Source organism: Microbacterium sp. zg-B96 (assembly GCF_030246865.1).
Classification (GTDB): domain Bacteria; phylum Actinomycetota; class Actinomycetes; order Actinomycetales; family Microbacteriaceae; genus Microbacterium.
Genome location: NZ_CP126738.1, coordinates 2,497,340 through 2,523,912, shown reverse-complemented (window position 1 = coordinate 2,523,912; position 26,573 = coordinate 2,497,340). Strand labels below are relative to the sequence as shown.

Genomic DNA, 26,573 nt, shown 5'->3' with positions numbered 1-26,573 from the left:
TCGAATCCTACGAGGAGAGCAACTTGCGGCGGTAGGGATTCACGACCAAGAGGCGCGGGTACGCGTACCGGCGAAGTCGCTTGGCCAGCTCCAGATACTCGCGGCTCAGATCGGTATCGGGCTCACCGTCCTTCAGGACGTATCGGTCGAAGATGCTGTTGTCGCCGGTGTACTGCAGCATTTTGGAAAGCCACAGGCGCGTTTCATCGATGGTCTCGGGTGACGAATCGGCGAGGAGTTTCTCTGCCTGCTCGATGAAGTCCACGGCGGCGGAGGGTCCGGGCCGGGCTACCTGCTTGAGAAGCGCCGCGAATCGGAGCATGTCCGTGGTCAAAGCGGAAACGTCAGTGTTCACCTAATCACCGTTCACATACGAGTCGTCGGGCACTATGCGGAGTTGGTGCAATGCGAAACAGCATATGGGTGCGGGGAAGGCGGAGAAAAGGATTGAGTTATGCGCGACAGCCGTCGAGCGCCGAAGAAGAAGAGACGTGCGACATTTCGGACCGTGTCGGGGAGGCAATAGGCTTATTGCGTGACCTCGATCGAACTGCCGGGGCTGAGCCGCATCGGCATCCTGAACGGCTAGTCGTCTTCTGAGGCCTTGCCTCTCCTCTCTTGTCCGGTCCCACGCCGCGCTGTCGCGCGCACCGACGAGAGAGATGCACAACCATGCCCGAAATCCCATGGACTGACGACCAGCTCCGCACGTTCCTGTCAAAGCTGCGCGAGGGATCCCCGTTCAGTCAGACGGACCCGGAAATGCGGAACATTTTCCTCCCGCATGCGCACGTTCGGGTCGTTCCCGCCGTCATGCGCGCGGCGTTAGGGGACGTCGGAGCGATGGTCGATCCGACCGGTGTCGCAGCACTCGCCTATGACGTGCTCACCGAGGAGCGTTGGAGCCAGCCAGCGAACTGGCTGCTGGTCTCCACGAACCCGTGGGATGTGCTCGTGGAACTCGTCGCCGCGCGGATCCGCGCCGGTCACCGTCAGGTGGCGAAGATCAGCGGGCGCTCGACGGAGCTCGAGGACGTGATCGCGCTGACCGAGCCGACCGATCCGCCGGACGCGACACCCGCCCGCGAATCGGACGGGTAAGAAACGGGAGCCGAGCGCTCGGGTCAGGTCTCCTGCCGAGCGCTCGGTTCGTCCCTCGTAAAATTCGTTCCCGATGCGGGAGTTGCGCGGCGGGGAAGCAGAGCACGGATGCCGAGCCCGATCGCGGCCGTCACGACGGTGGTGATGATCGGTCGCAGGGCCAGTTCGGGGATGAGGAGCGCCGATCGGAACACACCGAGCCCGAAGTCGAGCATCTCGGCTGGATGGTCGACGTATACGCGCGCACCCAGGGCGCTGCCGATGCCGGTCATAGCCGCGGGTGCGACCCAAGCCAGCACCACTGCGACCACTGCCGAGATGACGCGGCCGACCGTGTTGATGCCTGTCCAAGCGATCGCGACGCCCACCAGCACCGGGGTCACCCACTGCGCAACGATGAGCGCGTCGGGGATACCGGCGGATGCCGAGCCGAACGGGACGATGAGCGAGGCTATCCACGCGCGCATAGCGATCGCGCCGACCGTGAGCCCGAGCAACGCGCCGGCGCGTGGCGCACGCACGATGAGTCGCGTGACGAGCGCCCCGACGGCGATCGTGAAGACCGAGCCGCCGGTCAGGCCCGCGAGGTAGATCGTGGACTCGACGCGGTCCTGCAGGCTGCTGGCGACCGTGACGGCGGTTTAAACCGTCGCGATGAGCTGGGGACCGATGACCCCCGTGATGAGCAGGGCCGGGGCCCACGGGGTATCGCGCGCGTCGAGTGCGCGGCCGGCGATGCCCGCCGCCGCCGCGCCGACGATCAGCAGCGCGAAGATCAGGTCCACGGCGTACTGGCTGAACGGCAGCAGCACGACCGGCAGGTCGGTCGGCTGGAAGGCCCACAGGTTCTGCATCGGCATGCGCGCGCCGGTCATGAGCCAGGGGAGTAGGCCGACGAGGGCGCTGGCAGCGCCGATGGCGAGAAATAGCCAGGGGGAGCGGACGCGCATCGGCAGGGCTGCGGAATCGGAAGTGGTGACTTCGGCGGTCAACGTGCCCCCTCTGGTCATGCCGCCATGGCGATGGTCGACAGCCTAGGGCCCTCTGATTCTCTATTCGTATTTGACGTGCTCGAATCCACCTCCAATTGAGGCGCAGCGACAAATGTAAAAGCGGTCGCCGATTACGAGCGCGCAACGAACTCGCTGATACGACTCGAGCCTTAGATCGCCGCCGCGAACAAGTCACGTGGACTCGCTCGCAAAGGAGCCGACGCGCTAGGGCTTATCGGAGACTCAGTACCAGCCGACCGACTGCGACTGACCCCACGCGCCGCACGGGGTGCCGTAGCGACCGGAGATGTAGCCGAAGCCCCACGCGATCTGGGTGGCGGCGTTGGTCTGCCAGTCGGCGCCGGCGCTGGCCATCTTGCTGCCGGGCAGTGCCTGCGGGATGCCGTAGGCGCCGCTCGAGGGGTTGTGCGCCTTGTAGTTCCAGCCGGATTCCTTCTGCCACAGCGACACGAGGCATCCGAACTGGTCGTCGCCCCAGCCGTAGCCGCCGAGCATCGAGCGGGCAGTCGCCTGCGCGTCTGCCGGGCTGCTGCCGCCGACGGCACCGCCGGTGGCGTAGACGGGGTTGGCAGGCGCGGCCGCGGGGGAGGACTCTTCCACCGCGGCGGCGGCGGCGGCCGCGGCCGCTGCGGCCTCGGCTGCGAGACGTGCCGCCTCGGCGGCAGCGGCTTCCGCAGCGGCCTTGACGGCGATCGCGGCGTCTAGCTGACCGCGCAGTCCGGCGGCCTGCTCGGTGACCGAGGCGGCCTCGGCGGTCACATCTTCGGTGACCTCCGAGAGATCGGCGAAGGGCAGCGCCTGCGCGCGCTCGAGTTGCTGCACCGACGTCGCAAGCTCCGTCGTGTCGACAGTGGTGACGGGGCTACCGATGTCGAGCCCGGATGCCGTGATGTCTGCCGTGACCGTCGTCGACGCCGTCATCGCGGACTCGGCGAGGGTACGCGCCTCATCGGCTGCGGAGGCGACCTCGATCGTCGAGTTCGACTCGACGGCACCGGGCTGCAGCGGAGCAGTCGACGATGCGAGCACGAAGTTCGGCGATGCCCCGGATGCCTGTGCGGTCGAGGCCGACGTTCCGGTGACTCCGACGGCGGCCACGAGGCCGACCGTCAGGGTTGCCACGACCAGAATCGGGCGGCGCTGGATGCGGCGCTCAGCGCGGCGTTCCGTGCGGCGCGCGGTGCGGCGATCGGGCAGTGACGTGGAGGCAGAAAGCAAGAGAAAACCGGTTCCGTATGTCGATGGCACGCCGATGTGCGACGCGTGGCATCCGTTCGGGCGGACGCAAGTGCCCGAGTCTGGTTGCACTTTCTGGACGCTTCCGGTGCGTTACCTGGGTGGTTCCTGGCAACGGCGTCGAGGAAAAGGCTGGATCAGCGCCGAATCGGCGCGTGGATTCGCGGGCTCAGACGAACCGCACCCAGTTCGCACCGTTGCCGGTTTTGGCCTGCTGCAGCAGCACCACGCTGGAGCCATGGACCGAGTACAGCGAGACCGTCGTCGATCGCTCGCCGGCGGTGACGAGGTAAGCGCCGTCGGGGCTCACGGCGAATCCGCGGGGCTGCGGCTCGGTCTCGAAGAAGATCTCCGGAGCCGACACGGTGCCGTCGTCGGCGATCGACACGGCGCCCAGGGTGCTCTCGGTGCGCTCGGAGGCCCACAGTAGGCGGCCGCCGTCGGCCAGGTGCAGGTCGGCGCCCCAGATGAAGTGGTTCGCCATCGGATCGGCACCGAATTCGCTGTGGCCGAGACCCAGCGTGGTGTCGTATGCGGTGGTTGCGCCCTGCAGGCTCAGCGTGCCGGTCTCGGTGTCGCGGGCGTAGTGCAGCACCTCGCCGGAGAACTCGGTCAGCACGTAGACGGCATCCTGCGCGTCGCTCAGCACGAGGTGCCGGGGGCCGCTGCCCTCGGGTGCCGCAACGGTTGCGGGGTCGAGGGGAACCAGGGCCAGGTCGTCGGCCAGCGCATACTGCGCGACGAGGTCGGCGCCCAGCGAGACGAAGTAGGCGAAGCGGCCATCGGCGCTGGGGAGCACGGAGTGCAGGTTCGGGAACTCGATGCGCGACACCGGTTCGCCCACGACGCCATCGACGATGGGCGAGCTGATGCCGAAGCCGCCGCTGTACGAGGCGCCGAGCAGTCCGGCGCCGTCGCGGGTGAGCGCGAGGTAGTTCATCCCGCCGCCCTCGAGGTCGCGGCTGCTCTGCGGCGTGAGGCGCCCGCTCGCGCGGTCGAGCGACAGCGTCAGGATGCGGGAGGGGTCGTTCTTCGAAGCGCCCTTGACACCGGCGTAGACCAGGTCGCGGTCGGCGTCGACAGCGAACGTGGAGCAGCCGGTGAGACCGTCGGTGACGGCGAGACGGTCGAGCGTTCCCTCGGTGAGACGGAAGGTGCTGATGGAGCCGTCTTTGGCGTTGGCGACGAGGACGAGGTGCGAGTCGGTCATCCTTCGATCGTAGGCGGCAGGGGAGATCGGGCCGGAGGGGTTGCGCGTTGCGTCCCGCGCCGGTGGCGCTCCCTCAACGACCGAAAGCGGCGAGGATCCGGCGCAGCGTGCTCTCGCCGAGCCGACTCATGCCGGGACTGGTCTCGCGGTAGTACCAGACCAGCCCCATCGACTGCTGCAGCGCCCACGCCGCGCCCCGGCGCCACTCGACATCGTCGCACTCCAGCTCGGCTCGCAGCACCGCGCGCATGTCGACGTCGAGCAGGTGCCACGCCCCGACGAGATCCAGTGCCGGGTCTGTCGGCCCGAAGCCGCCGCCGTCCAGCACGCCGACGAGGTGCTCCCCGTCCACGAGCAGGTTGCCGGGGATCAGGTCACCGTGCGTCATCACATCCGGCCCCGCCGCGGGCAGGTCTCGCAGCTCCGCCCACAGCGCGCGAAGGCGATCCACCGGCAACAGCCCGACGCTGCGCTCGAAGCACACCTGCATCCACTCGTCGGCATCCGTCAAGCTGCCGCCACGGCCGGACCCGGCGAATGCGCGCCCCCTCGTGTCGGCGGCGCGGAGCGACTGCACGAGGTGGACCAGGTCGCGGGTGAAGCCCTCGGAGTGCGCCAGTCCGTGGGGCGTCGCGACGGTACCCGGGAGCCACGTCTGCACCGACCACGGCAGCGGGTAGCCCGCACCGGGAGCGCCTTCGGCCACCGGAAGGGGTGTGGGAAACGGGCAGGATGCCGCGAGCTCGCGCATCGCCGCGGTCTCTTCCGCGATGAGGGCACGCGCCTCGCGCGGGTCGGCGTCTCGGAGCGGGAACCGCGCCGCGAGGGCGTCGCCGATGCGGAAGATGGCGCTGACGGTGCCGTCCGTCGTCATGCGGTGCACCGGCTCGTCGCGCCACTGCGGAAACTGCTCGGCGATCAGCCTGCGCACGACGTGCTCGTCGATCGCGAGCTCGTCGGCGTGCATCGGCATGCGGTGACGTTAGCGCGGTTCGGCCCGCCTGCGGCTCGCTCAACGACCCGGGGTGCAGGCAGCGCACCGCGGCATCCGGGATTCGGCGTAGCCTGAACGAATGCCCGCCGACGAGACGCCGCAGTACGCGCGGGCGCAGCTGGCCGCCCTCGCCGACGCGGCCGCAGCCGGTGACGGGCCCGGTTTCGAGGCGCTCAACGAACTGCCCGCCCCCGCGGACGCCCGCGCGGCCGCCGTGCTGATCCTGTTCGGCGTGCTCGACTCGTCGCCCAGCGCGCACGATGCCCAGGATGCCGCGGTGTCGCGCGATCTGGACGTGCTGCTGCTGGCGCGCGCGACGACCCTGCGTGCCCACCCGGGTCAGGTGGCGTTCCCCGGCGGACGCATCGACCCCGGTGACGGCGGCCCCGTCGCCGCCGCGCTGCGGGAAGCGCAGGAGGAGACGGGGCTCGATCCCGCCGGCGTCGAGGTGCTCGGCCCGCTGGAGAACATCCCGCTCGCCTTCTCCCGGCACCTCGTCACGCCTGTGCTCGGGTGGTGGCGGCATCCGTCGCCGGTGCACGCTGTCGACCAGGCGGAATCGGCCGACGTGTTCCGCGCGCCCGTCGCCGACCTGCTCAACCCCGCGAACCGCGGCATGACGGTGATCCATCGCGACGGCGCGGAGTACCGCAGTGTTGCGTTCCACGTGCCGAACGCGGACGGGGTGCACCTGGTGTGGGGCTTCACGGCGATGGTGCTGGACGCCCTGTTCGACCGGCTCGGGTGGACCGAGCCGTGGGATGCCACGCGCGAACTGCCGCTGGAAATCCTGCCCGATCGGTGAGGTGCGGGGCAGTCAGGTGACCGCTTGCTGCTGCTGTATCGGGACGAAGTCATCGATGAGGTACCGCTGCACGACGGCGCCGACCGAGGCGACCAGGTCGTCGTGTCCGAGCGCGACGATCGGCGGGAATGCCAGAATGTACCGGCACTGTTCGCGTGGCAATACACGGCGGGCTGGTTCCAGGACCAGACCGGCCTGGACAACGCGACCGTGCTGCAGCCCGTCGACCGTGCTGCAGCCCGTCGACCGTGCTGTGCCGTTCACGCTCGTCAGCCACTGCCGCTGGGACCACCTGCGCGACGTGCCCCCGGGGGTCATCGCCGACCGGATCACGTCTCCCGGCACCGCGCGCTCGAGCAGGTCGGTCTGCTCGATGCCCGACCACGCGAGCCGTGGTCGCGCGGGCGGTGAATCTCGGTGTTATTAGTCGTCGTTATTCGTCGTCGCGCCGGCACCACTCCACGAACTTCTGGGCGCGGCCGTCGGGCGCGAAATGCACCTCCCAGAGGTTGACGTAGGAGGAGTGCCCCGGGTAGGTGACGTGGCCGGAGATGATGCCGACCTGATCGTTCTCGACGAGCACGTCGAGGTTGTGCTCGGCCTTGGTCGGCTCGGGGTCGAGCCATTCCTCGATGATCTTGTCGATTCCGCGCGCCGCCTCCGGATCGTCGGGTTGGAAGAAGTACTCGGCATCCTCGGTGAAGATCTTGCGCACGTCGTCGGGGTCCTTCGACTCCCACGCCGTGATGTAACCGTTCAGCCATTCGCGTGTTCTGCTCATGCGACCGGTCTAGCGCTGGGGTCGGACATGGGCAACGGGGTGGTGGCGGCGGCCTCTCGGGGTCCGGGGTGGGGGATTCTTGAGTCCGGCATCCGTCGTGTCGGGGGTGGCTGCCATCATCCGGTCATGACTCGGTTCGCAATCGACGCGCCCACGGCGCTGCGGCTCCTCGCCGACGGCCGCCCGCTCGGCGCCGGACACTCGCTGGTGGCACCATCGGTGCTGCGCTCGCATGCGCTCTCGTGCCTGTATCGAGCGGTGCGGGAGGGAACGCTCGACGAGAAGCTCGGGCGCGCGCGCCTGGAGGGAGTCGCCGAGCTGAAGATCCGGTTGCTCGGCGACCGCGTTTCACGCGCGACGGCGTGGAAGCTTGCCGCGCAGCTGGGGTGGGAGGACACCCCGCTCGCCGAGTACCTCGCGGTCGCGGTGCTGCAGGCCGATGCTCTCGTGGCCGAGGACGCGCGACTGCTCGCCGGAGCGCAGGGGGTGGTCGCCGTCGCGGAGTTCGAGGATCTGATGAAGTGATTTGGTATGGGTCGGTGCGGCTGGGCCCGGTGCCTATGCGTCGGATCCGAAGCGGTTGACCAGGCGCGCCAGGGTGCGCAGGCCGCGCGAGGTCGCGGGGTGGCCGGTGAGCTGCTCGATGACCGGCGTGCCGTTCCCGTCCCCCTCGATGTCGTTCAGCGACACTGCCCAGCCGTCGGCGAACTCGAGGATCCGGCACCGGTACTCGGCAGCGACCCGCACGACGTCGGGGTCGGCGATGTCGATGCTGCCGCCGCGACGGCCGTGGAAGCTCACCTCGCGCCGACTCGCGTCGGGCTGGTCGGCGTGCCCGGCGACGATGCGCTCGATCTCGGTGAACGGCAGCGCGTACGCGGCACGCTGGAGCCCGGTGCGGGCGGCCAGTGCGGTCACGGCATCCGCGATGACGGCTTGCGGATCGTCGGCGGTGAACAGGACCGTCCCATTGCTCTGGAACGTGACGGCGTCGGGAGCCCCGGCGTCGGCGAACGCCGCGAGGATGTCGGCAGTGGACGGGTGCCCGCGCTGGCCCTGGTTGACGTTGCGCAGGAATCCGACGGCGTAGATCACGGTCGGATGCTACGCCGCGGGGGAGCGGTGCGGCGGTGGCTCCCCAGTCGGTTAGGCCGGCGAGTTGTCCACATCTCGCCCCTACCCTCGAACAAATGTCCGAGGGTAGGAGCATGATGTCGGTATGACCTTCCTCGCCGAGTTCGCCACGAGAGCGCAGGCCGTCAGCGGCCACGACGCTCTCGATGTCGAGCCCGATGCGTTGCTTGCGGCAGTGCGGAACCTGTCCGACGACGACGTCGTGGCGCTGTTCCAAGACTCCGCCGCGGTCATCGGGTGCGCCGAGCGGCTGCAGGTCGTGGCGGCGGCTGTCATCACGGAGCGGTCCGCGGCGCCGCACGGTGGTCTCGCGGGCAAGCGAGGGCATCGGTCGCCGGTGACGATGATCCAGGACATCACGGGCGGTTCGCGCGCGGATGCCACCCGCACGGTGCGGGTGGGCTCGTCGCTGCTTGACGACGTGGCGGCGGTGGAACCGCGGGATTTGGGTGCGCCGGGTGGGCCGGTGCCGGTGGTCGCGCCTCCGCCGCCGTGGCACGCGGGGCTACGGGCGGCGATGCTTGACGGCACGCTGACGACGGCGCAGCACGACGCGATCCGGCGCGGGCTGGGGGAGCCGTGCGACGGCGACGGGGCGGCGGCCGTCTGGGCGATCGCGGCCGAGCAACTCATGGACGAGGTGCCCGGGATGCCCGTGGAAGAACTGGCCAAGCGGGCGCGCGCCGTGCGCGATGCGCTGGATCCCGCCGGCGCCGAGGAGCGGTTCGCGCGCCGGTTCGCCGACCGCTCGTGGCGCATGTGGACCGACGCCGACGGCGTGCACCACGCGCGCATCGACTTCGACGACGAGATGTACGCGTGGGTGGACTCGATGATCTCCGCGGCATTGCGGCCGCGACGGGGTGGTCCGCGGTTCGTCACCGATGCCGAGCGCGCCGAGGCTGAGGCGCTCACGCACGACCCGCGCACGAACGACCAGCTGACCTACGACCTCATGATGGACGTGCTGCGGGCCGGCGCCCTCGCGTCCGTCGAAGACGTGTTCGGCGCTCGCCAGCCCGGCGTGCGGCTGATTGCGGTGAAGGATGCCGTCGGTCCGCGTGACGCCTTCGGGCGGCTGTTGAGCGTCGCCCACGTCGAGGACGGCGGGGCAGCGATGCCCGGCTCAGTGCTCGACCGGACGCTGTGCGACACCGCGTCGGTCGTGGTGACCGTCGACAGCTGTGGCAACCCGCTGGATGTGGGGCGCGAGCGGCGCCTGTTCACGGCGAAGCAGCGCCTCGCGCTCGCGGCGCGCGACGGCGGCTGCATGGCGCCGCGGTGCGACCGCCCGGCTTCGTACTGCGAAGCGCATCACATCGACCATTGGGGTGAGGATCAGGGCCGGACCGACATCGACCGCGGCATCCTGCTCTGCCGCTTCCATCACATGCTGCTGCACAACGCGGGGTGGAAGATCACCCGCGATGGGCAGGGACCGTTCATCCTGCATCCGCCGTGTGGGGGTGCGCCGATCGTGCTGCGGTCGAAGTCCCCGGTGAAGTGGGCGTGGGACCCGCCGCCCGACAGATCCGGTTGGCGCGCGGCGTGAGCGGCGGATCAGCCCGCGCCGCCCGCGCCCGTCTCGTCGGCCGCTCCGAATGCCGCCGCGCCGGCTGCCGCCGCGGTGGCCGCGGCCACCTGCTCGTACGTCGCCGCGTCGAACGCGACGATCCGCGCCTCTTCCACCGCGGTGTCGGCGGCGGCGATCGTCTCCACGGCGGCGGCGATGGCATCCGCCTTCGGCCAGCCGTAGATCCCGGCGCTGATCAGCGGGAACGCCACGGTGCGCGCCCCCAGGTCGTCGGCCACCTGCAGCGACCGCCGGTAACAGGACACCAGCAGCGACCGGTCGCGCTGCCCAGCGGCGAAGTTCGGGCCCACCGTGTGGATCACCCACCGCGCCGGCAGTTCGCCGGCGGTCGTCCAGCCGGCGTCGCCGGTGGCGAGCCCGTCCGGAAAGCGCGCGACGCAGTCCCGCAGCACCGCCGGGCCGCCCGCCCGGTGGATCGCGCCGTCGACGCCGCCGCCACCGCGCATGCCGTTGTTCGCGGCGTTCACGATCGCGTCCACCCGTTGGTCGGTGATGTCCCCGTGCACCGCGATGATCTTCGTCATGACGCCAGTGTCACCCGCGACCGCGCTTCTCAGCGAGGGGTTGCGCCGCCCCAGCGACGCGGCATCCGTCGCCGCAGACTGCGCTGGGTGCGGCCGGCGTGGTATCCGTTGGGGGACCGAAGGGACGCCATGGCCACGACGAGCGCCGCCCCGCTGCCCGGGCTGCCCGACCTCACCGGCCGCAACGCGCTGGTCACCGGCGCCAGCGACGGGGTCGGCCGCGAGATCGCCCGCGCGCTCGCCGCCGCCGGCGCGCACGTCATCCTTCCGGTGCGCAACCGCGACAAGGGCCGCCGCGCGATCGACGACATCCGCCGCACGGCGCCCGACGCGAGCCTGCAGTTGCGCGACCTGGACCTCGCGCGCCTCGACTCCGTCACGGCACTGGCTCGCGAGCTGAACGACGAGCGCACCCCGATCCACCTCTACCTCGCCAACGCCGGCGTCGTGATGCTGGGCGACCGTGAGCGCCACGTCACCGCCGACGGCTTCGAACTTCACTTTCAGACCAACTTCCTCGGCCACTTCGCCCTCACGGTGGGGCTGCTGCCGCTGCTGCGGGCATCGCGGGCGCGCACCGTGATGCAGACCAGCCTCGGCGCCGCGGTGTGCCGCATCCATTGGCACGACCTGCAGCTCGAACGCCGCTACGGTGCGCTGCGCGCCTACGGCCGATCCAAGCTCGCGCTGGCGCTGGTCGGCACCGAACTCGCCCGCCGCAGCGCCGCCGACGGCTGGGGGATCACCGTGGCGCAGGCGCACCCCGGCATCGCCCCCGGTTCGGCGATCGCGTCGGACCTGCGCCGCCGACTGCCGCAGGGGTTCGTCCACGCGGCAGCGACGAACTTCGGCAACCCGCTGACGCAGGCCGCGCAACCGGCGCTGCAGGCGCTCACCGTGGATGCCACGGATGCCACGGATGCCACGGATGCCGCGCACGGCCACTTCTTCGCACCATCGGGGTTGCTGCAGATGGTGGGAGCCGCGCGCCGGTGGCATCCGTTCCGCCGCATGGTGAACGCCGACGACGCGACGCGGATGTGGACCGTCGCGGAGGAGTTGTTGCGCACCGGTGCCCCGCGGGGCACCTCTGGACTAGCGTCGAGCCCGTGACCCACCGGCTCACCCTCGACCAGGCGCGCCGCATCGCGGTGCGCGCGCAGCTGCTCGACGCGGTGCGGCCCGGCGACGTCGTCGAAGTGGCCGAGCAACTCGGCAGCATCAAGATCGACCCGACCGCCACGATCGCGCCCTGCGAGCACACCGTGCTGTGGTCGCGCATCGGGTGGTCGTACGAACCGGGGCAGCTGCGCAAGGTGGTCGAAGGCGACCGGCTGCTGTTCGAGTTCGCCGGCACCTTCCGCCCGATGAGCATGCTGCCGCTCATGCTCCCCGAGATGCGGGCGTGGCCGCAGCGGGAGAGCAGCCGGCGGTGGCTCGAGGCGAACGACCGCTTCCGCGCCGACGTGATCGCGCGCCTGCGGGCCGAGGGGCCACTGCTGGCCGGGCAGATCCCCGATACCGCGCAGGTCAGCCGCCCGCCCGACGGCTGGTCGGGGGCCAACCAGGTTCCGCAGATGCTGGAGTTCCTCATGTGCCAGGGCGTCGTCGCGATCGCCGGCCGCGAGGGCCGCCAGCGCGTGTGGGACCTCGCCGAACGCGTCTACCCCGCCGACCTGCCCGAGTACGACCCCGAGGAGGCCGCGCGCCTGCGGAACATGCGGCGGCTGCAGGCGGCGGGCATCGCCAAACAGCGGTCACCGTGGACGCGTGTCGGCGACGCGGGGGAGCCGGCGACGATCGAGGGCAGCACGCGGAAGTACCGCGTCGACCCCGATGCGCTCGCCGCCCTCGACGAGGACGACGGCGGGCGCGTGGCCTTCCTCAACCCGTACGACGGGATGCTGTTCGACCGCCCGCGGCTGAGTGAGATCTTCGAGTTCGACTACGTGCTGGAGCAGTTCAAGCCCAAACCCCAGCGCCGCTACGGGTTCTTCGCGCACCCCATCCTGATGGGCGACCGGTTCGTCGGGATGCTCGACGCCGAGGTCGACAAGAGCCGCGGCGTGCTGCGCGTCAACGCGGTGCACGAGTTCCTGCCGTTCGAGCCAGAGGAGCACGAGATGGTGCGCGCCGAGATCGCCGAGCTCGGCGAGTGGCTCGGGATGCCGGTCGACGGGGAGGAATGAAGGCCGATGTCCAGCGTCAACCAGGGAAGCTGCGCCCGGCCCACGGGTCGTAGTCGACCTCGAGCGGCTCCTGCGCCGGGCGTTCGGCCTCGCGAACGTGCTGCAGATTGACGCGGATGCGGTACCAGAGCGTGCTCGACCCGCGCATGCCGTCCACGAGCACGTCGGCGGGGGACAGCTGCGACACGACCTCCGGATGCCGCGCCTTCCAAGCCTCCAACCCCGCCAGCGCCTCGTCCTTCGTCTTGGCGCGCGCGATCTCGATGAGCGGCATGGTCGACACGCGCCGCCCCTCGGCCGTGCCCGATCCGCGCGGCGCCCGCTCGGCCGGACCCAGCTGCTCCGCCAGCGCCAGCAGCGCGTCGAGCGACCCCGGGGCGTCGTCGATGCCGGCGTGCGGGTCGCCCCGCTCGGCGAACCGGGTGCGCACCGTCGGCACCGTGAACTCCTCGGGGCGGCGCGTGCGCAGCTCGTCCCACTCCAGCGGGGTGGACACCCGGGCATCGGGGAGCGCCCGCACCGAGTACGCCGATGCCACGGTGCGGTCCTTGGCGTTCTGGTTGAAGTCGACGAACACGCTCTCGCCGCGCTCCTCCTTCCACCAGTGGGCGCTGGCCAGCCCCGGCGCGCGGTTTTCCACTTCGCGGGCGAGCGTCTGGGCGGCCAGCCGCACGGCGGCGAAGTCCCACTCCGGCCGCAGCCGCACCAGGATGTGGATGCCGCGCGACCCCGACGTCTTCGGCCACCCCACGAGCCCGTGGTCGGTGAGCACGTCCTGCACGACGAACGCGACATCGACGATCTGCTGCCAGTCGACCCCCGGCATCGGATCCAGATCGATGCGCAGCTCGTCGGGGTGATCCAGATCCCGCGCGCGCACCGGATGGGGGTTCAGGTCCAGGCAGCCGAGGTTGACGATCCACGCCAGCCCCGCGGCATCCTGGATCACCGCCTCTTCGGCGCTCGTGCCCGACGCATACCGCAGCGTGGCGGTCTGCACCCAGTCGGGGTGGTTCTCCGGCACCCGCTTCTGGAAGAACGCTTCGTGGTCGATGCCCTTCACGAAGCGCTTGAGCACCATCGGCCGGTCGGCCGCTCCCCGCAGCGCGCCGTCGGCGACGGCGAGGTAGTAATCGACCAGGTCGAGCTTGGTCAGACCGGGTACGGGGAAGACGACCTTGTGCGGGTGGCTCACCCGCACATCGTGGTCGCCGATCTGCAGCATGACGGCGTCGTCCTTCGCGGATGCCATGCGGTCACGATACGCCCAGGGCCGCGGTGGCGCGGGGTTGTCGCGGCGAATGACGGGGACCGGTGCCCCGGGGGGCGCGACGTGCCTACGATGGGCTCCGAGGGGTCCAGCCGGATGCCTCGGGTCGAAGGGAGCACACATGGTGCAGGTGCGTGTGGCCGGTGTCGCCCTCGACCCCGAGGGGCAGCGCGTCGTGCTGCTCAAGCCCATCGACGCCCTCCCCGGCGAAGGCGCCATCCTGCCGATCTGGATCGGCGCGCAGGAGGCGACGTCGATCCTCATCGCCGTCGAGGGGGCGATCACCCCGCGGCCGCTCGCGCACGACCTGATGCGGTCGATGCTCTCCACGCTCGGTGCCGAGGTCGATCGCGTCGAGGTCGCCCGCATCGACGACGGCACCTTCTATGCCGAGGTCACGCTGACCTCGCCCCGCGGCACGCAGTCCGTCGACGCCCGTCCGTCGGATGCCATCGCGCTCGCCTCGCGTACGGCCGCCCCGATCTTCGTCGCCGACGAGGTGCTCGCCGAAGCAGGCATCCCCGATGTGCTCGCCGCGGCTGACGCCGAGGACAACATCGAGGAGTTCAAGCACTTCATCGACGACGTGGAGCCCGAAGACTTCCGCGAGTGACCGCGGTGCGCGCGTCGCTGCGCGGGCCTACACTCGGCCCATGATCTTCGCCAACGTGGGCACTCTCGGCGCCATCGCCGGAAAGCGCGATGCGCTCGTGGCGCTGCTCATCCAGCGCAGTGACACGCTCGATCATGTCGGATGCCTCGCCTACGAGGTGGGCATCAGCGACCGCGAGCCCGACACGGTCTTCGTGGTGGAGCTGTGGACGAGCGCGGACGCGCACCGCGCGTCGCTGACCCTGCCCGAGGTGCAGGCGGCGATCGCCAAGGCGCGGCCGTTGCTCAGCGGCGAGGTCGGCGGTTTCCAGTTCGACGTCGTCGGATCGCCGCTGCGCGACTGAGAGCGTCGTGCCCGCCGGATCCGAGGCGATTACTTCGTCAGCTGGCTGAGCAGTTCGGCGTGGTCGGTCGTGCCGGAGAACTCCGCGATGCGTCCGTTGGTCACGCGGTACATCGCGAACTCCGCGACGTTGACGTGCCGTCGCGTCGGCGCGATGCCGCGGAACGGTCCCTGGTGTGTGCCGCTTGCGCGCAGGTGCGCGGCGATCCGATCATCCTCGACGACGAGCTGGATGCGGCGCCAGCGCCAGTCGGGGAACGCACGGCACAGCTCCGCCATGTCGGCGACCCAGGCATGGGCTCCGCCAGGCAGGTGCGCGCGCCGCACCGACGGATCGACGAACGCGCGGATCGCTTCCAGATCGTGACGGTTGCAGGCATCCAGGTAGTCGGCGTACCACTCGCGCATCTCCCACGGCTCCACCCGATCATTATCCGCGGCGGCGGCGGCGGCGGCCGCGGCGGGCGCTGCACCCGGTGAAGCGTGAGCGGCCTAGATGGCGCGAAGCACGTGCGGGTCTGCGCACCCGCGCGCGAACCCTTCGAGCCGTCGGTCGATGTCGCGCTGCAGGACGCGCTCACCGATCCACTCCGCCACGGGCGCGAGCCAGCGGGGCCGGCACGCGAAGTTGTACTTCCACGTGGCGATCGTGCTCGTCGGGTCGTTCGGGGCGGGCGCGAACCGCCAGCCTCCGCCGAGCCGTTCGAAGAACCACGACCCCGTCACCATCTTCATCCCGACGTTCGTGGGCGGGTTGTAGGAGACGTATTCGCTGACCATGCGGAAACCGAGACGATGCACCGTCAACGTGCGGACGCCGGGCGCGGGCACTTCGGCGCCACCGACGAAATACTGGCGTCGGATGAAGGGGTCCCAGCGCAGGCGGGCTTCGCCGGTCGTCTGCGAGACGGCGAACGCCACCTCGACCGGCACAGGGATGGTGACCTGGGACTGAACGACGGGCATGAGTGTTCCTCCGGGGGGCCGCGCTCTGGTCGCGCTCTGCGGTTCTCCGCAACCTATCGCACGTCCCACCAACCACCCCTTGTACAAATGCATGTTTGTGATCAGAATGAGCGCGGAGGAACCATGACAGCTCCAGCTCTTGACGACGCGTTCCACGCCCTCGCTGACGGCAACCGGCGGGCGATCCTGGCGCTGGTGCGCGATGGTCGTCGCCCGGTGGGCGAGATCGCGACCGAACTCGGCCTGTCGCAGCAGATCGTGTCGCACCATCTGAAGGTGCTGCGAGAGGCGGGACTGGTCTCAGGCAGCCGGGCGGGCACGCGACACCTGTATGCGGTGCGGGTGGAGGGGCTCGCGGTGGGCAAAGCGTTCTTCGACGACTTCTGGCCCGAGCGCCTGACGCGCCTCAAGCAGGCGATCGAGCAGACCGGGGAGCGCGACGGGGGAGACCGCGATGGCTGAGCACCGGTCGACCGTGGACATCGCGGCAGCGCCCGAGCGGGTCTTCGAGTACCTGGTGACCGCGGCGGGGATCACCGCGTGGATGGGTGACTGGGCCCGCGTCGAGCCGATCCCCGGCGGCGAGTTCGCCGTCAACATCGCCGGCTACGGCGCCCGTGGGACCTTCCTCGAAGTCGACCGGCCGCGCCGGGTGACCGTGTCGTGGGGCTTCGAGGGCAGCGACACCCTCCCGCCGGGGGCGTCCACGGTGTCGTTCGAGTTGAGCGAGACCGCGGACGGCACGCGCCTGGAGGTGATCCACACCGACCTGCCGGAGGGAGAGGTCGCCGGCCACGTCGGCGGATGGGAGCATTTCGTCCCACGGCTCGCGCTCGCCGCAACGGGGCAGATCCTGCCCCCCGACGGCTGGACCCCCAGACCATGACCGAGATCGAAGGAGATGACCGGATGCCGAACACCAACACACCTGTTGCCATCGTCGACGCTTACCACCGCGCCTGGACCGGGGGCGACGTCGATCGCGCTCTGACCTATCTCGCCGACTCGGTCGTGTGCTCCGCGCCCGACCCGGAGATCACGACGAAGGCGCACTGGCGGGAGTACCTCGCCGGGTTCGTCCCGATGCTCACCGGAGCCCCCGAGCTGACCCGCATGGCCGACGGCAGCCGGGTTGCCCTCTGGTACTACCCGCAGACAGCGGTCACCGACAGCACCCTCGCCAGCGAACTCTTCACCGTCGAAGGCGACCAGATCACCGAGATCCGCCTGGCCTTCGACCGGCTCGGCTACATGCCGGCACCGCCGCAGTGACCGATGAGAATCGATGACCGCCGCGCGCTCCTCGACAGGATCGTGCGCCTGCTGCCCGGCGGCTCGATCCGCGAGGTGGCGATGTTCGGGGCGATCGCGGTCATGTTCGACGAGGCGATGCTTGTCGCGGTGAACGGCGACGGCAGCCTGCTTGTGCGCGTCGCACCCGAAGCGGATGCCGCGCTGCTTCACCGTGGCGGAGCCGCGCGCGCCGAGATGGGTACTGGTCGATCCATGGGGATCGGATGGATCCGCGTCACAGGCAACACGATCTCCGGCGACGCGGAGCTGGCGCTGTGGCTAGAGCATGCGCTGCGCCGACGCGGGCGAGCGGTCGGAAAAATCGGCGGAGGATAGGGGATTCGAACCCCTGAGAGCTTTCACTCAACACGCTTTCCAAGCGTGCGCCATAGGCCACTAGGCGAATCCTCCGTAGCCCCGAAGGGCCGCGGGACAGTCTACCTGGTGCGCGAGGCCGCTCGTGCCGCAGGCCACCGAAGGGCCGGGTCAGGCAGGGACCCGCGCTGCGGCATACGCGCTGCCGGGGCGCACCACGAGCGAACGCGGGACCATCACCGCCAGCAGCCGCCGCCCGCGGGTGGCGCCGGACAGCAGTCCGCTGTGCACCGCCGACGCGGCAGCGGCCAGGTCACTGCGCTGCGAACTGGGTTGCGAACCACGTCCAGACGCCGCACCAACCGCACCCACAGCCCCAGCCGGAGCGTACGACGCTCGCTCGATCGACGACACGAGCAGCGCCACCGCATCCGCGGGCACGTCGTAGTCGGCGACGAGGCGCGCGCCGAACGCCCGCGGCGATTCCGACGCGGGCACCGGGATGCCGAGGTCGACGGCCGTCTCCCGCACACTCAGCCACGCTGCGGCGGCATCGCCCCGGCCGGCTGCCGCCAACCTTCGTCGGCGCACGACGTCGCGCACTGCGCCGGGGATCGCCAGCGCCAGCAGGACTCCGAGCGCCGTCAGCGCGGTCGTGAGCGAGACTCCGCGGCTCGCGGCCTGACCTGCGCCCGCCTGGTCCTCGAGTTCCGGCGCCAGCGCCGGGTCGGTGGGGCTGGCAGACGGCACCGGTGCCTCCGCCGCCGCCGCACCCTCGGTGATGTCCTCACCGGCATCGTCGGCGGCCGGCACACGCTCCGGCAGGAACGACGTGGGCGTGCCGAGGCTCTTTGTCGGCTCGAACGACACCCAGCCGATGCCGTCGAAGTGCACTTCGGGCCACGCGTGCAGCTGGTCGCTGGTGACCTCGTACTGCGTCTGGCCGTCGACCAGGTCGCCCGTGCCGTTGCCGGGGAGGTAGCCCACCACGACCCGAGCCGGCATGTCCAGCAGCCGCGCCATCACGGCGAACGCCGACGCGAAGTGCACGCAGTAACCCTCCTTCTGCTCCAGGAACTGACTGATCGCGGCGATGCCCGAGCCGTCGAAGCCGTCGGCGACAGGCGCCTGCAGCGAATAGGTGAACTCGTCGCCGCGGAACCAGCCCTGCAGCGCGATGAGTTTGTCGTAGTCGGTCTCCGCACCCGTGGTGACCGCCAGCGCCGTCTGCAGGATCGTGTCCATCGGCACGTCGGGCAGCGCGTACGTGGCGTCGCGCAGCACGGTGCCGCCCGCGCTGGACGCGCGGATCTGCTCGCGGGTGGGGCGCGGCAGCTGGCTGATCACCTCGTACGCCTGACCCTGCGTGTTCGAGGTGCTGCTGATCACGGTGCGGTTGAAGGGCATCGCCTCCCACTGCCCGTCGAGGCCCTCCACGGCGACCGCCGGGAACGACACCGGCAGCCACGTCGAAGCGAGGTTCGTGATGTCGACGGTGGTGCGGTATTCGGTGATCCGCAGTGACTCGTCCACCTTCAGCTCGCCGAACCCGTACTCGCTGTCCAGCGGGAGGGTGCGGATGCGGTCGGGCTGCCATCGGCTGCCGTCGAACGTCGACAGCGTCGCCACCCGCAGATAAGGCGGCAGGGGGGAGTTGGCGCGCAGATAGAGCACCGGAACGTTGTTCAGCCGCCGCAGGTCCTCGCCCAGATCCAGGCTCGGGTTGATCGTCGCCGCCACCCCGAGTCCAGCGGCCCCGGGCCGCATCGTCGGGGTGGGCAGCAGCGGGGTGACGGCGATGGCCACGACGACCGCGATCGCCCCGATGCCGACGGCGGTGGCGCCCACGCCGGCGCGGCGGCCGGTGTCGGCGGCCGGTGTCGACGGCGGCTCGGCGACCTCCCGCGTGCGGGTCTCGGCGCGCAGCAGATACAGGATCGCCACCGCCAGGAACGTGAACGACCACACGTCCATGTCGCTGGGAGCGGCGATGGCGGGAACCAGCCACACCGCGACCACGCCGACCGCCGCCAGCAGCGGCATCCGCGCCGTCACGACGACATGGTCCAGCGCGATCGCGAACAGCCCGACCGCGGCGACCAGCAGGAACGCGAGGCCCTCGCTGGCCTCCAGCGGCGCGGAACCGACGAGGATCTCGTTCATCCCGGAGGAGAACAGTGCCGGCACCTGGCGCACCGTCTCGGGAGTGGGAACGACCCACACCAGGCCGGTGTCGGGCAGATACACCGTCGTGAGGAAGACCGCCCACAGCACCAGTTGGAAGCCGCTGACGGCCACCGCCGGCACCCGCCGGGCGTGCGCGAGGTGGCCGGCGGTCAGCAGCAGCCCGGTGAGGAAGAGCGACTCGCCGAGCCACTGCGCCGGAACGATGACCCGTAGCAGCGGCAGCATCGCCGCGACGACGACGCCCGCCACCGCGAGCGTGAGTCGCAGGTCGGGTCGCCGCCGCCGGCCGGTGCGCGGCGGCGGTGGAGCCGTGCGCTGGGTGGTGGTGATCGGGTCGGCGAGCACGTGCACGCTATCGAGGTGCGCCACGTCAGGCGACCACATGACCGGCCCCCCGTTCCACGGCCCCCGCCCAGGCGGCGGCGAGGTCGGCGGCCGGCCCGATCGCGGCGACATGCCAGCCGGATGCCACGGCCTGCGGCAGCGCGTCGGCGATGGGGGCGACGGCGAGCAGCACGGGCAGCGACGTGTGATGCGCGACGGGGGCGAGCGTCGCGGCATCCGTCTCATCGAAGTGCCCGACGATCACGACCACCGGCCCGCCGATCGCCCCGGCGAACAGCGGCACCAGCTGCGGGAGGCGGTCGTCGCGGCGGGTGAGGAGGGTGGCGAAGTCGTTGGCGAGGATCTCGACCGCCGCCATGTCGCCGCCCTCGATGGGGTCGGCGAGGGCATGCCCGTCGGAGTCGATCACCGCGACGGTATACCCCTCCCGCACCAACCGGGCAACCGCCGACACGCACGCACTGACGGCCGCTTCGAAGCCGGGGTCCAGGCCCGGCCCGCGCATCGCGGCGACGGTGAACCGGGGCGTGGACAGATCGATCACGACGGTGGCGGACGGTGTGGACTCCTGCTCCTCTTGACGCACCATCAGCTCATCACGGTGTGCGCTGGCGCGCCAGTGGATGCGGCGGCGGGAGTCGCCTGGCACATACGCGCGGGGAATGAGGTTGTCGGTGCCCTGCCCGAGCTCGTTGGTCGCGGCGTGTCTGGTGCCGCCCGCCTCGCCCGGCAGGTCGCTCAGCGCGGGAAGGTCGACGATCTCGGGTGCGACGATCACGGTGGTGCGGGTGCTGAGCACGTGAGTGCGCCGCACCAGCCCGAACGGATCGGTCGAGGACACCGTGAGCGGGCCGAGCGTGTGCATGCCCCGACGGATGCCGCGCACCCGGTAGTCCACGTCGACGGTGTGCGCTTCGCCGCGCAGTCCGGAATCGAGTGCGGGAAACACGCCGCGGGCAGAACCCTCGGCGCGGGCGCGCCCATCCGGGCGCGCGAAGCCGAAGCCGCGCCCCGCGCCGTCCGTCTCGCTGTCGGAATCCGCCTCCGGGCCGCTCCACGCCAGCCCCGGCGACAGGGTGTCGCGCCAGGCGCCGGGCCCCGAGGCGAGCGCGGCGCGCACCGACACCCGCACCGTGACCCGGCCTTCCCGTCCGACGGCGAGCACGTCCGGCTCCACGGTGCGGGTGAGACCGTCAGCCCGCCGCACCGCGAAAAGCGTGAACAGGGCCGCCCCTACCACCGCGAACAGCAGCATCGCCACGTACAGCAGCTCGACCAGCCCGCGGTCGGCGGCGACGATCAGGCACACCAGGCCCAGCAGCACCGCGCCGGTGCCCCGGATCGTCAGCGGCCACAGGCGTCCCACGGTCACCTCACGCGCGGGCGGTGAGCGGCACCCGCACGGATGCCGCGATCTGCGTCAGCACCGCGGCGATCGCGTCGGTGGTCGTGCGGGCGCGGGCTGTGCCGGCGCTGCGGGTGGCGATGAGACGGTGCGCGAACACCGGGACGAGCAGGGCGGCGATGTCGTCGGGGATGACGAAGTCGCGGGCGTCCAGGGCGGCGCGCACCTTCGCGGCCCGCACCAGCTGCAGCGTCGCGCGGGGGCTCGCCCCCAACCGCAGGTCCGCGTGCGTGCGGGTGGCCTGCGCGAGCGCGACGGCGTACTCCTCGACGGCGGGGGACAGGTGCACGCTGCGCGCCCACGCGATCAGCTCGCGGATGCGGGTGGCGTCGACGACGGGCGTGATGGCCAACAGCGGATTGACCGAGTCGCGCTGGCGCAGCATGAGCTTTTCGCTGGCGGCATCGGGGTATCCCATCGAGATGCGCATCATGAACCGGTCGCGCTGCGCCTCGGGGAGGGCGTAGGTGCCCTCCATCTCGAGCGGGTTCTGGGTGGCCACCACCAGGAACGGCTCCGGCAGCGGATGCGACTCGCCGTCGACGGTGACCTGGTGCTCCTCCATCGCCTCCAGCAGCGCCGACTGCGTCTTGGGGGAGGAGCGGTTGATCTCGTCGGCGATGACGATGTGCGCGAAGATCGCGCCGCGCTTGAACTCGAACTCGCGGTCGACCGGGTTGAACACCGACACGCCGGTCACGTCCCCCGGCAGCAGATCGGGGGTGAACTGGATGCGGCGCACGGTGGCATCCACCGATGCCGCCAGTGCCCTGGCGAGCATCGTCTTGCCCACGCCGGGCACGTCCTCGATCAGCAGGTGCCCCTCGGCCAGCAGGCACATCAGCGCCGACCGCACGGCATCCGGCTTGCCGTCGATCACGCGGGTGACCGAATCGATGATCGCTGTGGTCGACCGGGCGAATGTCTCTGCGGTGATCGGCTCGACGGACTGGTCGCTCATGCCATCCCCTCGACGGTGGCGGGGTGCGGCGCATCGATGCGTCGCTGCCCCGATCGTATCCCGCGGGCGCGACCGGTGGGTCGATCGGGATACACTGGTGTCAGCTCTCCGCGAGGCGGCATCCAGGCCAACTCCCCCAGGACGGAAACGTAGCAAGGGTAACCAGGCTCTGCCGGGTTCGCGGAGAGTCTTAATCTTCCCCCCGGCACTGTCGCCGTGCGAGGGTCAGGAGCGACTGCGCTCGTAAGTGATCTGCACCATGCCGTTGCCGAACGCCCGTTCGCGTACCAGGCGCAGCCCCAGCCACAGTCCTTCCGGGAACACGCGCATGCCGCCCCCGAGGACGACGGGGCACAGCAGCAACTCCACCACGTCGACCAGTTCCATGTGCAGCGCGCTCTTGGCGATGGTCGGCCCCTCGATGGTCAGGTCCCCGTGCGACTCGGCCTTGGCCCGCTCGATCGCCTCGGCGGTGAGGGTGTGCTCCAGCCGCGTGCGCTTGGTCCACACCGCTCCCAGCGTCGAGGAGAACACGACCTTGCGGGCGCGCTTCCAGGTGTGGGCGTACGCGGCCGACTCCGGCGATTGCGCGGCGGCGGACGGCTCCGTCTCCCACACCGCCATCGTCTCGTACATGCGGCGCCCGTAGAGGTAGGTGCTGACGGATGCCGCGTCCGCCGTGAGTGCGGCGATCACCTCGTCGTCGGGGACGGTCCAACTGAAATCGCCCTGCAGATCGGTGTGATAGCCGTCGAGCGAGGAGGCGACGGAGTAGATGACGCTACCCATGCGCACACTCAACCGGGCGGCCCCGCACACCCGCAAGGGGGGGCCGTCGGGATTATTCACGGACCCCTGCCTGTTCGCCCGGCGGGGGCCCGCCTAGGGTGGGCGTGTGGCGCAGAGCATATACATCACCTCGGTCGAAGGTCATTCCGGCAAGTCCACCATCGCGCTCGGGGTGCTGGACGCCCTGAGCCGGGCGACCCCCCGGGTGGGGGTGTTCCGCGCGATCGCACGGTCGACGGACCGGCGCGACTACGTGCTGGAGATGCTGCTCGACCACGACGGGGTGGACCTCGAGTACGACGAGTGCATCGGCGTCACCTACGACGACGTCCGCGCCGACCCGGAGGGGTCGCTGGCGACGATCGTCGAGCGGTTCAAGGCCGTCGAGCGGCAGTGCGACGCGGTCGTGGTGGTCGGCAGCGACTACACCGACGTCGGCAGCCCGGCCGAACTGGCCTACAACGCGCGCATCGCCGCGAACCTCGGCGTCCCGGTGCTGCTGGTCGTCGGTGGGCGTGACCTCCAAGGTCAGAGCGAGCAGCTGGGCACCACCATCGCCCGCACCCCCGAGGAGATGGGGCAGATCACCTCGCTCGGCCTCGCCGAACTTGCCCACGGGCGCGCCGACCTGTTCGCCGTCGTCGCCAACCGTGCCGACGCCGATCGCCTCGGCGAGACCGTCGACGCCCTCACCGCCGCCGTCGCCGCAGCGCTCCCCGGCCGCGATATCCCGGTGCGGGCGATCCCGGAAGATCTGTACCTCGTCGCCCCGTCGGTGCGCGACATCCTGCACGCGCTCGAGGGCACGCTGGTCAAGGGCGACCCCGAGATGCTGACCCACGAGGTGGTGAACATCGTCGTGGCGGGCATGTCGATGGTCAACGTGCTGCCGCGGCTGACCGAGTCGGCCGTCGTGGTGATCCCCGCCGACCGTACCGAGGTGTTACTGGCGACGCTGCTGGCTCACACATCGGGTACCTTCCCGTCGGTGGCCGCGGTCGTGCTCAACGGCCCGTTCCCGCTGCCGGAGACGATCGACAGCCTGATCGACGGGTTGGGGTCGACGCTGCCGATCATCGCGACCGACCTCGGCACCTACGACACCGCGGTGCGCGTCATGGGCGCCCGCGGGCGCCTCGCCGCCGACTCGCCGCGCCGGTACGACACCGCGCTTGCCCTGTTCGAGAAGCACGTCGACACCGAAGATCTCACCCAGGCACTCGGGGTGGCCAAGACCACCGTCGTCACGCCGCTGATGTTCGAATACGGCCTGATGGAGCGTGCCCGCAGCGCCCGTCGCCGCATCGTGCTGCCCGAGGGCGACGACGACCGCGTGCTGCGCGCCGCGGCCACCGTGCTCACCCGCGGCATCGCCGACGTCACGATCCTCGGCAAGGAGACCGATGTGCGGGGCCGCGCCCGGGACCTGGGTATCGACCTGACCGGCGCCGACATCATCAGCCCGTTCGACGGCGAGTACGTGGACAAGTTCGCGCAGGAGTACACCCGACTGCGCGCGCACAAGGGCATGACCTACGAGCGCGCCGCCGACACCGTCACCGACGTGTCGTACTTCGGCACGATGATGGTGCACCTGGGCCTGGCCGACGGCATGGTCTCGGGCGCCTCGCACACCACGGCGCACACCATCCGGCCGGCGTTCGAGATCATCAAGACCAAGCCGGGCGTCTCGGTCGTCTCGAGCGTGTTCCTGATGGCGCTCGCCGACCGCGTGCTCGTCTACGGCGACTGCGCCGTGATCCCCGACCCCACGAGCGAACAGCTCGCCGACATCGCGGTGTCGTCCGCGGCGACGGCGTCGCAGTTCGGCATCGAACCGCGCGTGGCGATGCTGTCCTACTCGACAGGCGAGTCGGGTACCGGTGCCGACGTGGAGAAGGTGCGGGCGGCCACCGTGCTCGTGCGCGAGCGCGCGCCGCAGCTTCCGGTGGAGGGACCGATCCAGTACGACGCGGCAACCGACGCCGCCGTGGCATCCAAGAAGATGCCCGGCTCCAGCGTCGCCGGCCGGGCGACGGTGTTCGTCTTCCCCGACCTGAACACCGGGAACAACACCTACAAAGCTGTGCAGCGCTCGGCCGGCGCCATCGCCATCGGCCCGGTGCTGCAGGGGCTCAACAAGCCCATCAATGATCTGTCGCGCGGCGCACTCGTCGACGACATCATCAACACGATCGCCATCACTGCGATCCAAGCGCAGGGAGAGGCAACCGCATGAGCGTCGTGCTCGTCGTCAACAGCGGATCATCGTCGTTCAAATACCAGCTGGTCGAACCGGAGGACGGGCGCGTCCTCGCCTCGGGTCTGGTCGAGCGCATCGGCGAGTCGATCGGCGCCGCCAAGCACAAGGTCACCATGGGCCTGCCTTCGGGCGGGGGCACCGAGGCAGTGACGGCGACGGCTGCCACGTACACCCGTGAGTTGCCGATCCCCGACCACACCACCGGCTTCGGCGTGATGCTCGCCGCGTTCGCCGAGTGGGGGCCGTCGCTGACGGAGAACCCGCCGGTCGCCGTCGGTCACCGCGTCGTGCACGGCGGGGCGCGCTTCTTCGAGCCGACGCTGGTGTCCAACCTCGTGGAGATCAACATCGACGAGTTGTCGGTGCTCGCGCCGCTGCACAACCCCGGTGCGTTGCAGGGCATCCGTGCCGCCAAGGCCGCGTTCCCCGAGCTCGCGCACGTCGCCGTCTTCGACACCGCGTTCCACCAGACGCTGCCGCCGGCCGCCTACACCTACGCGATCGACAAGGACCTGGCCGAGGCGCACCGTATCCGCCGCTACGGGTTCCACGGCACGTCCCACAAATACGTCAGCCGCACCGCAGCGGAGTTCCTCGGCCGACCGCTGGAGGAACTCAAGCAGGTCGTGTTCCACCTCGGCAACGGCGCGTCGGCGACCGCCGTCGACGGCGGCAAGTCGGTCGACACCTCGATGGGCCTCACGCCGCTGCAGGGCCTGGTCATGGGCACCCGCTCGGGCGACATCGACCCGGCGGTGCTGTTCCACCTCGCCCGCCGCGCCAGGATGACCATCGACGACCTCGACGACATGCTCAACAAGACCAGCGGCGTGCTGGGGCTGGCCGGGGTCACCGACATGCGCGACCTGGAAGAACGGGTCGGAGCCGGTGACGAGGATGCCACGCTCGCGATGGACGTGTACCTGCACCGGCTGCGCGCCTACGCGGGCTCCTACATGGCCCAGCTGGGCGGGGTCGACGTGATCGTGTTCACCGCCGGCGTGGGCGAGAACTCCCCGATCGTGCGTGCCGGGGCCGTCTCGACGCTCGGTTTCGCCGGTGTGAAGCTGGACCCGGAGCGCAACGAGGCACGAGGTCGCGGCATCCGCGTCATCTCCGCCGACGACTCCGCGGTCACGGTGCTCGTCGTCCCCACCAACGAAGAGCTCGAGATCGCCCGCCAGGCGCTCGAGGTCGTCGCCGGGCTGTGACGCGCACGCGCATTCCGGCGTACAGAATGCGC

General features: G+C 70.5%; 31 protein-coding genes, 1 tRNA gene and 1 other RNA gene. 15 read left to right on the top strand and 18 right to left on the bottom strand.

Translation table 11 applies throughout. From position 1 onward, the window contains the following. Positions 1-7: 7 nt before the first annotated feature. Positions 8-355 (bottom strand): hypothetical protein, encoded by a 348-nt coding sequence (locus QNO11_RS11835; protein WP_257508083.1) that lies wholly within the window; start codon positions 353-355, stop codon positions 8-10. 488 nt (positions 356-843) lie between these two features. Here QNO11_RS11835 and QNO11_RS11830 point away from each other — a divergent pair, with 488 nt between their 5' ends. Further along, complete coding sequence (locus QNO11_RS11830; protein WP_257508084.1) at positions 844-1,101, top strand: hypothetical protein; 258 nt, start codon at positions 844-846, stop codon at positions 1,099-1,101. A 23-nt stretch (positions 1,102-1,124) separates the two neighbouring features. Here the strand turns inward: QNO11_RS11830 and QNO11_RS11825 are convergent, their stop codons facing one another. From QNO11_RS11825 to QNO11_RS11805, 5 genes are all read right to left on the bottom strand, one after another. Further along, the gene (locus QNO11_RS11825; protein ID WP_257508085.1) at positions 1,125-1,622 is read right to left on the bottom strand and encodes a hypothetical protein; all 498 of its coding nucleotides are present in this window, start codon (positions 1,620-1,622) and stop codon (positions 1,125-1,127) included. 120 nt (positions 1,623-1,742) lie between these two features. Further along, on the bottom strand, positions 1,743-2,111 hold the full coding sequence (locus QNO11_RS11820; RefSeq protein WP_257508086.1) for a hypothetical protein: 369 nt from the start codon (positions 2,109-2,111) through the stop codon (positions 1,743-1,745). Positions 2,112-2,336: 225 nt separating this feature from the next. After that, a complete protein-coding gene (locus QNO11_RS11815) occupies positions 2,337-3,236 on the bottom strand; it encodes an aggregation-promoting factor C-terminal-like domain-containing protein (RefSeq protein WP_257508087.1) in 900 nt (299 codons plus the stop codon). 283 nt (positions 3,237-3,519) lie between these two features. Next, positions 3,520-4,560 (bottom strand): lactonase family protein, encoded by a 1,041-nt coding sequence (locus QNO11_RS11810; protein ID WP_257508088.1) that lies wholly within the window; start codon positions 4,558-4,560, stop codon positions 3,520-3,522. Between the two features lie 73 nt (positions 4,561-4,633). Continuing rightward, positions 4,634-5,533 carry an aminoglycoside phosphotransferase family protein gene (locus tag QNO11_RS11805; RefSeq protein WP_257508089.1) on the bottom strand — a complete coding sequence of 300 codons (900 nt, stop codon included), beginning with the start codon at positions 5,531-5,533 and terminating at the stop codon, positions 4,634-4,636. A 100-nt stretch (positions 5,534-5,633) separates the two neighbouring features. Here QNO11_RS11805 and QNO11_RS11800 point away from each other — a divergent pair, with 100 nt between their 5' ends. Beyond that, positions 5,634-6,359: an NUDIX hydrolase gene (locus QNO11_RS11800; RefSeq protein ID WP_257508090.1), complete on the top strand. Its 726-nt coding sequence runs from the start codon at positions 5,634-5,636 to the stop codon at positions 6,357-6,359. Positions 6,360-6,371: 12 nt separating this feature from the next. Here the strand turns inward: QNO11_RS11800 and QNO11_RS11795 are convergent, their stop codons facing one another. Then, positions 6,372-6,623, bottom strand: coding sequence for a hypothetical protein (locus QNO11_RS11795; protein WP_257508091.1), 252 nt, complete (start codon positions 6,621-6,623; stop codon positions 6,372-6,374). 169 nt (positions 6,624-6,792) lie between these two features. Continuing rightward, positions 6,793-7,140: a nuclear transport factor 2 family protein gene (locus QNO11_RS11790; protein WP_257508092.1), complete on the bottom strand. Its 348-nt coding sequence runs from the start codon at positions 7,138-7,140 to the stop codon at positions 6,793-6,795. A gap of 126 nt (positions 7,141-7,266) precedes the next feature. Here QNO11_RS11790 and QNO11_RS11785 point away from each other — a divergent pair, with 126 nt between their 5' ends. Continuing rightward, on the top strand, positions 7,267-7,665 hold the full coding sequence (locus tag QNO11_RS11785; RefSeq protein WP_257508093.1) for a hypothetical protein: 399 nt from the start codon (positions 7,267-7,269) through the stop codon (positions 7,663-7,665). 33 nt (positions 7,666-7,698) lie between these two features. Here QNO11_RS11785 and QNO11_RS11780 read toward each other — a convergent pair whose 3' ends face one another. Next, positions 7,699-8,235, bottom strand: a complete 537-nt coding sequence (locus QNO11_RS11780; RefSeq protein ID WP_257508094.1) for a DUF1697 domain-containing protein — start codon at positions 8,233-8,235, stop codon at positions 7,699-7,701. A 124-nt stretch (positions 8,236-8,359) separates the two neighbouring features. Here QNO11_RS11780 and QNO11_RS11775 point away from each other — a divergent pair, with 124 nt between their 5' ends. After that, positions 8,360-9,826: an HNH endonuclease signature motif containing protein gene (locus tag QNO11_RS11775; RefSeq protein WP_257508095.1), complete on the top strand. Its 1,467-nt coding sequence runs from the start codon at positions 8,360-8,362 to the stop codon at positions 9,824-9,826. 8 nt (positions 9,827-9,834) lie between these two features. Here QNO11_RS11775 and QNO11_RS11770 read toward each other — a convergent pair whose 3' ends face one another. Further along, positions 9,835-10,392, bottom strand: coding sequence for an O-acetyl-ADP-ribose deacetylase (locus tag QNO11_RS11770; protein WP_257508096.1), 558 nt, complete (start codon positions 10,390-10,392; stop codon positions 9,835-9,837). A 129-nt stretch (positions 10,393-10,521) separates the two neighbouring features. On the opposite strand from QNO11_RS11770, the gene QNO11_RS11765 reads away from it, so the two are divergent. Next, a complete protein-coding gene (locus QNO11_RS11765) occupies positions 10,522-11,505 on the top strand; it encodes an SDR family oxidoreductase (RefSeq protein WP_257508097.1) in 984 nt (327 codons plus the stop codon). Continuing rightward, the gene (locus QNO11_RS11760) at positions 11,502-12,581 is read left to right on the top strand and encodes a DNA glycosylase AlkZ-like family protein (protein WP_257508098.1); all 1,080 of its coding nucleotides are present in this window, start codon (positions 11,502-11,504) and stop codon (positions 12,579-12,581) included. The genes QNO11_RS11765 and QNO11_RS11760 overlap by 4 nt, the downstream gene beginning before the upstream one ends. 16 nt (positions 12,582-12,597) lie before the next feature. On the opposite strand, the gene ligD is transcribed toward QNO11_RS11760, so the two are convergent. Further along, entirely contained in the window at positions 12,598-13,833 is a 1,236-nt protein-coding gene (gene ligD / locus QNO11_RS11755) for a non-homologous end-joining DNA ligase (RefSeq protein ID WP_257508099.1), read from the bottom strand. Between the two features lie 139 nt (positions 13,834-13,972). On the opposite strand from ligD, the gene QNO11_RS11750 reads away from it, so the two are divergent. Together QNO11_RS11750 and QNO11_RS11745 are read left to right on the top strand one after the other, a co-directional pair. Then, on the top strand, positions 13,973-14,464 hold the full coding sequence (locus QNO11_RS11750) for a bifunctional nuclease family protein (RefSeq protein ID WP_257508100.1): 492 nt from the start codon (positions 13,973-13,975) through the stop codon (positions 14,462-14,464). A gap of 40 nt (positions 14,465-14,504) precedes the next feature. After that, on the top strand, positions 14,505-14,807 hold the full coding sequence (locus tag QNO11_RS11745; RefSeq protein ID WP_257508101.1) for a putative quinol monooxygenase: 303 nt from the start codon (positions 14,505-14,507) through the stop codon (positions 14,805-14,807). 29 nt (positions 14,808-14,836) lie between these two features. On the opposite strand, the gene QNO11_RS11740 is transcribed toward QNO11_RS11745, so the two are convergent. Both QNO11_RS11740 and QNO11_RS11735 read right to left on the bottom strand, forming a co-directional pair. Next, positions 14,837-15,229, bottom strand: a complete 393-nt coding sequence (locus QNO11_RS11740) for an ester cyclase (RefSeq protein WP_257508102.1) — start codon at positions 15,227-15,229, stop codon at positions 14,837-14,839. A gap of 69 nt (positions 15,230-15,298) precedes the next feature. Beyond that, positions 15,299-15,772: an SRPBCC family protein gene (locus QNO11_RS11735; RefSeq protein WP_257508103.1), complete on the bottom strand. Its 474-nt coding sequence runs from the start codon at positions 15,770-15,772 to the stop codon at positions 15,299-15,301. A 123-nt stretch (positions 15,773-15,895) separates the two neighbouring features. On the opposite strand from QNO11_RS11735, the gene QNO11_RS11730 reads away from it, so the two are divergent. The 4 genes from QNO11_RS11730 to QNO11_RS11715 are packed head-to-tail and all read left to right on the top strand — an operon-like array spanning position 15,896 to position 17,401. After that, on the top strand, positions 15,896-16,234 hold the full coding sequence (locus tag QNO11_RS11730) for an ArsR/SmtB family transcription factor (protein WP_257508104.1): 339 nt from the start codon (positions 15,896-15,898) through the stop codon (positions 16,232-16,234). Beyond that, entirely contained in the window at positions 16,227-16,658 is a 432-nt protein-coding gene (locus tag QNO11_RS11725; protein WP_257508105.1) for an SRPBCC family protein, read from the top strand. The genes QNO11_RS11730 and QNO11_RS11725 overlap by 8 nt, the downstream gene beginning before the upstream one ends. Next, complete coding sequence (locus tag QNO11_RS11720; protein WP_257508106.1) at positions 16,655-17,044, top strand: nuclear transport factor 2 family protein; 390 nt, start codon at positions 16,655-16,657, stop codon at positions 17,042-17,044. Before QNO11_RS11725 ends, QNO11_RS11720 begins: the two co-directional genes overlap by 4 nt. A gap of 3 nt (positions 17,045-17,047) precedes the next feature. Beyond that, a complete protein-coding gene (locus tag QNO11_RS11715) occupies positions 17,048-17,401 on the top strand; it encodes a TfoX/Sxy family protein (RefSeq protein WP_257508107.1) in 354 nt (117 codons plus the stop codon). Here QNO11_RS11715 and QNO11_RS11710 read toward each other — a convergent pair. The 4 genes from QNO11_RS11710 to QNO11_RS11695 form a co-directional block, all read right to left on the bottom strand. Next, a tRNA-Ser gene (locus QNO11_RS11710) sits at positions 17,392-17,476 on the bottom strand. The two genes, QNO11_RS11715 and QNO11_RS11710, sit on opposite strands and share 10 nt — an antisense overlap. A gap of 75 nt (positions 17,477-17,551) precedes the next feature. Next, positions 17,552-19,951 (bottom strand): transglutaminase TgpA family protein, encoded by a 2,400-nt coding sequence (locus QNO11_RS11705; protein WP_257508108.1) that lies wholly within the window; start codon positions 19,949-19,951, stop codon positions 17,552-17,554. After that, complete coding sequence (locus QNO11_RS11700; RefSeq protein WP_257508109.1) at positions 19,938-21,278, bottom strand: DUF58 domain-containing protein; 1,341 nt, start codon at positions 21,276-21,278, stop codon at positions 19,938-19,940. The genes QNO11_RS11705 and QNO11_RS11700 overlap by 14 nt, the downstream gene beginning before the upstream one ends. Positions 21,279-21,285: 7 nt before the next feature. Continuing rightward, a complete protein-coding gene (locus tag QNO11_RS11695) occupies positions 21,286-22,278 on the bottom strand; it encodes an AAA family ATPase (protein ID WP_257508110.1) in 993 nt (330 codons plus the stop codon). Between the two features lie 99 nt (positions 22,279-22,377). Between QNO11_RS11695 and ffs the strand changes: the two genes are divergently transcribed. After that, positions 22,378-22,474, top strand: an RNA gene (gene ffs / locus QNO11_RS11690) — signal recognition particle sRNA small type. A 29-nt stretch (positions 22,475-22,503) separates the two neighbouring features. Here ffs and QNO11_RS11685 read toward each other — a convergent pair. Then, complete coding sequence (locus QNO11_RS11685) at positions 22,504-23,067, bottom strand: dihydrofolate reductase family protein (RefSeq protein ID WP_257508111.1); 564 nt, start codon at positions 23,065-23,067, stop codon at positions 22,504-22,506. Between the two features lie 106 nt (positions 23,068-23,173). Here QNO11_RS11685 and pta point away from each other — a divergent pair, with 106 nt between their 5' ends. Further along, positions 23,174-25,306: a phosphate acetyltransferase gene (gene pta, locus QNO11_RS11680; RefSeq protein WP_257508112.1), complete on the top strand. Its 2,133-nt coding sequence runs from the start codon at positions 23,174-23,176 to the stop codon at positions 25,304-25,306. Beyond that, positions 25,303-26,541, top strand: a complete 1,239-nt coding sequence (locus QNO11_RS11675) for an acetate/propionate family kinase (RefSeq protein WP_257508113.1) — start codon at positions 25,303-25,305, stop codon at positions 26,539-26,541. The genes pta and QNO11_RS11675 overlap by 4 nt, the downstream gene beginning before the upstream one ends. Positions 26,542-26,573 lie beyond the last annotated feature (32 nt).